Source organism: Pseudomonas sp. SED1, from assembly GCF_034044025.1.
In the GTDB taxonomy this organism is placed as follows: Bacteria; Pseudomonadota; Gammaproteobacteria; order Pseudomonadales; family Pseudomonadaceae; genus Aquipseudomonas.
The window spans coordinates 1-4,929 of sequence record NZ_JAXCIS010000066.1 but is presented as its reverse complement, the minus strand read 5'-3'; the positions used below and the strand labels follow the sequence as shown (position 1 = coordinate 4,929).

Sequence of the window (4,929 nt, the reverse complement as noted above, 5' to 3'; positions counted from 1 at the left end):
CGGCGACTGAACCACCGCCTTCGCGAGCAAGCCCGCTCCCACATTTTTTAGATCGGTGTAGGGCTCAGAAAATATAGTCAGTGGTCAAGAAGCTCGACGTGCGCTCCTGCAGGATATCGCTCACCAGTTCCTTATTGCTCGCCTGGAACTTGGTCGCCACCAGCGTACGGATCGAAAACACCCGCAACGCATCATGTACCGACAGCGTGCCCTCGGCCGAGTTCTTGCGCCCGTTGAACGGGAAGCTGTCTGGCCCACGCTGGCATTGGGCATTGATATTGATCCGGCCCACCTGGTTGGCGAACGCGTCCACCAGGCGTCCGACTTCACCCGCGTCGGTGCCAAAGATACTCAGTTGCTGGCCGAAGTCCGATTCCAGCACGTAGTCGATCACCGTCTCAAGGTCGCGGTAAGGCACGATCGGCACCACCGGGCCGAACTGCTCCTCGTGGTACACGCGCATCTGCGGGTTCACCGGGTACAGCACCGCCGGGTAGAAGAACGAGCCACGGCTGGCGCCGCCATTTTCGTTCACCACCTTGGCGCCGTGGGCCAGTGCGTCGGTGACCAGGCCGCCGAGGTAATCGACCTTGCCCTGCTCGGGCAGCGGCGTCAGCGACACGCCGTCTTCCCATGGCATACCGGGCTTGAGGGTCGCCAGCTTGCGGTTGAATTTCTCGATAAAGCTGTCGACCACATCTTCATGCACAAACAGGATCTTCAACGCGGTGCAACGCTGGCCATTGAAAGAGAGCGAACCGGTAACCGCTTCGCTGACCGCATTGTCCAGGTCGACCTGAGGCAGCACGATCCCGGGATTCTTCGCATCCAGGCCCAACGCCGCGCGTAGGCGGTGCGGTTTCGGGTGCAGTTTCTTCAAGTCACTGGCGGCCTTGTTGGTGCCGATAAACGCAAAGATATCGATCTTGCCGCTGGCCATAAGCGCGCTGACCGTCTCGCGGCCGCTGCCGTAGATCACGTTGATCACGCCGGCCGGGAAGCTGTCGCGGAACGCCTCCAGCAACGGGCGAATCAGCAGCACGCCGAGCTTGGCCGGCTTGAACACCACGGTGTTGCCCATGATCAGCGCCGGGATCAACGTGGTGAAGGTCTCGTTCAGCGGGTAGTTGTAAGGCCCCATGCACAGCGCCACTCCCAGCGGCACCCGGCGGATTTGCCCGAGGGTGTCCTGTTCCAGCTCGAAGCGGCTGGAGCGGCGGTCGAGTTCCTTGAGGGCATTGATGGTGTCGGTGATGTAGTCGCAGGTGCGGTCGAACTCTTTCTGCGAGTCCTTGAGGTTCTTGCCGATCTCCCACATCAGCAGCTTGACCACCGCGTCCCGTTGTTCACGCATGCGCCGCAAAAACGCTTCGACATGCTGGATGCGATCCACCACGCGCATGGTCGGCCACGCGCCCTGGCCACGGTCGTAGGCGGCCACGGCGGCGTCGAGGGCGGTCAAGGCCGTGTCGGCGTCCAGCAGCGGGGTGCTGCCGATGATGACCGGCGTGTCGCCGTCGGCGCCGCGCAACTGCACCGGGCTGCGCACTTCGGCCAACGGGCCGTTCCACACATGCAACTGGCCGCCGACCAGGTAATCACGTTGTTCAATGGGCGCCGCGAGCCGGAATTGCTCGGGAATCTCGGCGGCAGTGGGAAACAGCTGGGCGAGCAGGTTGTCGGTGGTCATGTCGCTACCCCTGGAATGGTTGCAAAACGTGACTAGAGATTCACCCATCAACGCCCCGCGTGGCAAGGGCTAGACGCATTACGCCCACAAGTGGCCCGCCAACAGGCCGCCGAAAAGCGCCACCCCCAGCGCCGCGCCCACCTGTCGGGCGGCGTTGAGGGTACCGGCGGTAATGCCCGCGCGGTGCTTGTCCACGGCGCCCATCAAGGCACTGGTGGCGGCGGGGGTGATCAACCCGGCGGCGAGGCCGATCACCGGCATCGGCAGGGCGATCCACAGGTAGGATGTGGTGGGGCCGTAGAGCAACATCGGGCCGAAACCCGCCAGGTATAAAAGCAACGCGACGCCAATCAACCGTTCGCTGCCCCAGGCTCGGACCAGACGGCTGGCGACCAGGCTGCCCAGGCTCACCAGCGCGGTCAGCGGCAGGAACGCCAGGCCCGTCCATAACGGGGAGTAGCCCAGTACCCGTTGGAAATACAGGCTCAGCAGAAACACCAGGCCGTAGAGCATCAGCGCCGATATCAGCGACACCGCGACACAGGCGCTGAACACCGGGTTGGCGAACAACTTGAGCGGCAGCATCGGCTGCGCCTGGCGGGTTTCAATCCGCAGGAAGGCGATCCAGGCCACAACGCTCAGCAGGCTGGCCAACAGGATCGGCGTGGAAGACCAACCGCGCACCGGGCCTTCGATCAGCACGCCGATCAACGTTGCCAGTGCCAGGATCGCGCTCAACTGACCGCGCAGGTCCAGCGCCCTTGGCGAGCGCTCACTGGCGTTGAGGCGGGCACTCAAGGCAATCGCAATCAGCCCCAGCGGCAGGTTGGCGAGGAAAATACTGCGCCAGCCAAACAGCTCGATCAGCACGCCGCCCACCAGCGGCCCGGCCGCCATCGCAATACCGCCGCAACCCGCCCACACCCCGATGGCCGTCGCGCGTCCGGCCGCGTCGTTGACAAACGCCTGGTTGATCAGCGCCAGCGAACTGGGCACCAACAGCGCCGCCCCCACGCCTTGCAACACCCGCGCTGCCACCAGGGTCATCCAGTCCCCGGACACACCACACAGCAACGAGGCCAGGGTAAACAACAGCAACCCCACCAGATAAAGGCGGCGGGCGCCGAAGCGATCCCCCAGCGCGCCGCCACTGAGCAACAGGCTGGCAAAGCTCAAGGTATAGGCGCTGACCACCCATTGCAGCCCGCTGATGCCGGTGTGCAACGTGGTTGCGATGCGTTCCAGGGCGACATTGACGATGGAGGTGTCGAGTATCACCAACACATAACTCAGGCTGGTGGCGGCCAGTACCCGGGGTTGTGCAAGAAGAGGAGAAGGCATTACGGATCATCCTTGAAGAACCAGGCGGCGAATCTAGCGTGAGCGCCCGGGCCGATGCTTCGACGGTGATCGAAGCATGGCGTCGTCGGGTGCGCCTATACTGGCGCGGTCCTGCTGGAGACCTGCCATGCCCATTGCTGCCAACTTTTCCGACGTCGCTGCCCTGATCGCCGAGCCCGCCCGCGCGGCGATCCTGTTGGCGCTGTTCGACGGCCGCGCGCTGCCCGCCGGTGAACTGGCGCATGCCGCTTCCGTCACCCCGCAAACCGCCAGCACCCACTTGGCCAAGCTGTTGGCCGGTGGTTTGCTGACCTGCGAAACCCAGGGCCGGCATCGTTATTACCGCCTGGCCGGTGCGCACGTGGCGCGGGCCATCGAGTACCTCAGCGTGATCACACCGGTGCCGGCTAAACCCCTGGAGCGCCAGGCACAGGGCCTGCGATTTGCCCGCTGCTGCTACAACCACCTGGCCGGGCAAATGGGCGTCGCCATCACCCAGGCCCTGGAGAACGGCGGCTATATCCTTGCGGTGGAGGACAAACGCTACGAACTCCTTCCGGCTGGGGCGCAGTGGTTTGCCGGGCTCGGCGTCGACGTGGCAGCTCTCAAGCCCACGCGGGAGGGTTTGGCGCGCCAGTGCCTGGACTGGACCGAACGCACCCATCACCTGGCGGGTCCCCTGGGCGTTCAACTGCTGAATGCCCTGTGCGAAGCCGACTGGCTGCGCCGCTCGAAAACTTCCCGCGCGGTGCTGGTCACGCCCAAAGGCTGGGCGCAACTCAAGGCGCAGTTGAACCTCGACCCGCGAGCCCTTGAAAACCTTGAGCACAACCGGGCGCGCGCCGGGTAAACTGCGCGGCTTTCTTGAAGGAGTTCACATGAGTCAGTACCAGCCGGGCATTCTTGCCGCACCGGTGCCGTTGCAGGCACGCCATCTGTTTTTTGCCATTGAGTCGCTGGACGCCGTGCCTGCCGCACTGGATGCGCTGGTGCAACTGGTGGACGCGAATGCGGTGGTCGGTTTTGGTGAGCCGCTGGTCAATGCCCTCGGCGCCCGGATTGACGGGTTGCGGGCGTTTCCTCATGTGAGCGGGCCGGGGGCGGAGAATCCGTCGACCCAGCAGGCGCTGTGGGTCTGGTTGCATGGTGTGGATCGCGGTGAGTTGCTGTTGCGCAGCCGGGCGTTTGAGAAGGCCCTGGCGCCGGGGTTTGGTCTGGTGCAGATGACCGAGGGGTTTCGCTACAAGACCGGGTTTGATCTGACTGATTATGAGGATGGTACTGAGAATCCGCATGATGATGCGGCGGTGGATGCGGCGGTGGCGCCGGGTGGTGCGAGCTTTGCGGCGATCCAGCAGTGGCAGCATGATCTGGATGGGTTTGCGGCGTTGCCGGCTCTGGAGCGGGATCACATTATTGGTCGGCGTCATGGTGATAACGAGGAGCTGGAGGACGCGCCGGAGTCGGCGCACACCAAGCGTACGGCTCAGGAGAGTTTTACCCCTGAGGCGTTTGTGGTGCGGCGGTCGATGCCATGGGCCGAGAATGGTCAGGCGGGGTTGATGTTCCTGGCGTTTGGGCATTCGTTTGATGCGTTTGAAGCGCAACTGCGGCGGATGAGTGGGCTTGAGGATGGGATTGTTGATGGGTTGTATCGCATTAGTAAGCCTTTGACTGGTGGGTATTACTGGTGTCCGCCGGTGCGTGATGGGCGGGTGGATTTGAGCTTGGTGCTCTGAGGTGGTTTTGGGTGCATATCCGTTATTTAGGTAACGGCCACTTATGGTTCCGCTCTTACAGCGGGTCACTTTTGGCAAACGCCCCAAAAGTAACCAAAAGGTCTTTGCCCCACCACTCGGTGCCTCGCCCAGGCTCGGCATGCCCGCACTCCGGCTCGG

At 63.6% G+C, this 4,929-nt stretch carries 4 protein-coding genes; 2 read left to right on the top strand and 2 right to left on the bottom strand.

Annotated elements, in window-relative coordinates; genetic code table 11:
* Positions 1–64 precede the first annotated feature (64 nt).
* Entirely contained in the window at positions 65–1,690 is a 1,626-nt protein-coding gene (locus SNL23_RS10235; protein WP_076014163.1) for an NADP-dependent glyceraldehyde-3-phosphate dehydrogenase, read from the bottom strand.
* A gap of 78 nt (positions 1,691–1,768) precedes the next feature.
* The gene (locus SNL23_RS10230) at positions 1,769–3,031 is read right to left on the bottom strand and encodes an MFS transporter (protein WP_318302192.1); all 1,263 of its coding nucleotides are present in this window, start codon (positions 3,029–3,031) and stop codon (positions 1,769–1,771) included.
* A 127-nt stretch (positions 3,032–3,158) separates the two neighbouring features.
* Here SNL23_RS10230 and SNL23_RS10225 point away from each other — a divergent pair, with 127 nt between their 5' ends.
* A complete protein-coding gene (locus SNL23_RS10225) occupies positions 3,159–3,881 on the top strand; it encodes an ArsR/SmtB family transcription factor (RefSeq protein ID WP_318302191.1) in 723 nt (240 codons plus the stop codon).
* 28 nt (positions 3,882–3,909) lie between these two features.
* Positions 3,910–4,770 carry a Dyp-type peroxidase gene (locus SNL23_RS10220; protein WP_076014160.1) on the top strand — a complete coding sequence of 287 codons (861 nt, stop codon included), beginning with the start codon at positions 3,910–3,912 and terminating at the stop codon, positions 4,768–4,770.
* Positions 4,771–4,929: the final 159 nt, after the last annotated feature.